Annotated in this window: 2 protein-coding genes; both read right to left on the reverse strand. The window is 65.5% G+C overall.

Translation table 11 applies throughout. From position 1 onward, the window contains the following. Positions 1-251: 251 nt before the first annotated feature. Positions 252-719 (reverse strand): ribonuclease E activity regulator RraA, encoded by a 468-nt coding sequence (rraA, locus tag Q4E95_RS12515; protein ID WP_303383617.1) that lies wholly within the window; start codon positions 717-719, stop codon positions 252-254. Between the two features lie 143 nt (positions 720-862). Further along, complete coding sequence (locus Q4E95_RS12520; RefSeq protein ID WP_303383618.1) at positions 863-2407, reverse strand: helix-turn-helix domain-containing protein; 1545 nt, start codon at positions 2405-2407, stop codon at positions 863-865. Between the last annotated feature and the right edge of the window lie 294 nt (positions 2408-2701).

Raw genomic sequence — 2701 nt, forward strand, 5'->3', positions numbered from 1 at the left:
GAGCGCGGCGAGCTGGGCAAGAAGTCCGGCAAGGGATTCTACGACTACTCGTAGCTTTCGCCGGTCGTCCTCACGCGCGGTTTATTGAGTACGACGACGCCGCTCGGCCGGCTGTCGAGCGCACGGCGCAGCTCATCACGATTGCGGCACGAGGTGTTGCAATGACAAACCGCCCCGAAAAGGGCTGTGAACCCACTTCATGCGAAGTGGGGCCACAGTCCTGAGATCCTCGGTCCCTGGGACGGGCAGACTCACCGCTCCACCAGGATCCCGTCCTCATCGGCCCACACGGTCTTCCCGGGGCGGAAGCTCACACCACCGAAGTTCACGATCACGTCCGTCTCGCCCGTGTCATTGGGCTCCGACTTACGCGGGTTGGTGCCCAGTGCCTTGATGCCGATCTGCAACGTGCCCAGTTCCACTCGGTCGCGCACCGGTGCGTTGACGATCACCCCGGCCCAGCCGTTCTCCATGGCCGTGCGGGCCACGTTGTCGCCCAGCAACGCGCGATTCATGGATCCTTGACCGTCCACGATCAGCACGGCACCCTCGCCCGGAGTGGCCACGAGCTTCTTGACCTCCACGTTGGATTCGAAACACCGCACGGTACGGATCGGCCCGGTGAACCGGTGCACACCGCCCACGGAAATCATCTGGGTGGTCACGGACTGCAGGTCCTCACCGTGCTCGTCGTACAGGTCAGCGGTCGCGAAGGTCATGGGTTGCCTTTCGTTAGGCACAAGGGTGTTCGTGAAACTCGGGACGCCGACGGCGCTCGGCTCGCGGGTGCCGCCGGCCCCGAAAACTCGGGCCTCGGCGCCGGGGCGCGTGAGCGGCGTCGTCGGCGGGATTGTGTTGGAGATTACGTGAGGTCGCCGTCCGGATCAACGGTGGGTGCGGGCCGGTGGCGCTGGAGGAAGCGGTAGACCTCGGTTTCGTCCACCCCCGGGAAGGCCCCGGCGGGCATGGCGGCGAGCATGTGTGAGGCGGGCCGGGCGGAAGGCCAGGACTGACCTTCCCACGTGCGCGCGAGCGACTCAGGCGGCCGCTCACAGCACGTGGGATCCGGGCACTCCGACGTCTTGCGCACGTCCGTGTCCCGGCCGCGGAACCACTTGACGTGTTCGTAGGGCACCCCGAACGCGATGGAGAATTCGCCGTCCACGGAGCCCTCCACACGCGCCGAGCACCAGAAGGTTCCGGCGGGGGTGTCCGTGTACTGGAAGTGCGTCAACAGCCGGTTGGTCGCGGAGAACGCCTGGCGGGCGGAAAAATACCGGCACGCCCGCTGGCCCTCCACGGCCCCGGTGTGGTCGGTGGGAAACAGGATGCCGTCATTGGACCAGGCCTTGTGGATGATCCCGGACGAATGCACCTTCTCGAAGTGCGTGGGGATCCCGAAATGATGGGTCATCAAGTTGGTCATGCGGTGCGCTGCGGTCTCGTGGGACACGGCGAAGGCGTCGCGCAGGTCATCCACGGACAGCTCCCGGCGGGCCTTGGACTCCGCAAGCATGCTCACGGCCGAGGTCTCAGGGATCATCAGCGCCGCCGCGAAATAATTGGTTTCCACCCGCTGTTCCAGGAACTCACCGTAGCTGGACGGCCGCGAATGCTCGAGCAGCAAATGCCCCACGGCCTGCAGCAACACCGACCACGTGGAACCGATACCGGAGCGGGCCGGGAGGTAGAAGCGTTTGTTCTGCAGGTCCGTCACCGAGCGCGTGGAGTGGGGCAGATCCGGAACCTGGTGGATCTCGAACCCCACGTGGGAGACCAGCGATGAGATGTGGTGCTCGGACAGTGGCCCACCGCCGTGGCCGATGGCCCCCAGCAGCTCCCCGGCCATCGTCTCGATGCGTTCGAAATAGTTGTCGAGTTTCTGCATCCTGGCCCGCAGCTCCGTGTTGGCGCGCCGAGCCTCTTCAGGGGTGGCCGCCTGCTCATCCAACCGGTGGGCGAGTTGCCGCTGCAAGGCCACGATGGCCTCGAGCGCCTCGGTGCTCAGGCCCGGCCCCACCCGCACGGACGGCAGCCCCAGCGACGAGTACATGGGCCCGCGCTGCACGCGCTCCACCTCGATCTCCAGCTCCATGCGCTTGGACGGCGCCTTGGCGCCAATGAGTTGCTCGACCGTGGTGTCCAGCGCCTTGGCGATCGCCGCGAGCGTGGAGAGTTTGGGTTCCCGTTTGCCGTTCTCGATCAAGGACAACGCCGACGCCGCCATGCCCACCTGATCGGCCAGCTGCCCGAGGGTCACCCGGAGCCTTTTGCGGCGATAGCGGATCCGCCTGCCCACGGCGATGGGGTCGGCGGGATCACCGTCGACGGCGAAACCGGCGGGCGGAACGGACGGTGCGCTGGCGCGGGTGCGGTGGCTCCGCGGCGTCGTCGAACGAGGTGCCATGGCACGAGCTTACGAAAAAGATGGCAGAACGTGAAGAACCGCGTTTCTTCACCCAAACTTCTGGGTGCAGCCCGCTGAAAATCCACCAAAGTAGTAATCACAAGGCACAGAGCGGCGGAAGTTCAACGAACAGCCGTCGTATCGCACGGACGAAGGAGACCGTTATGAACCCCATGAACAGCAATCAGCGCACTGCCCAGGAAATTCAGCAGGACTGGGACGAGAATCCCCGCTGGCTGGGCATCACCCGTGATTACACGCCCGAGGAGGTCCTGCGTCTGCAGGGTTCCTTTC

The sequence above is a fragment of the Kocuria sp. genome (genome assembly GCF_030536815.1).
In the GTDB taxonomy this organism is placed as follows: domain Bacteria; phylum Actinomycetota; class Actinomycetes; order Actinomycetales; family Micrococcaceae; genus Kocuria; species Kocuria gwangalliensis.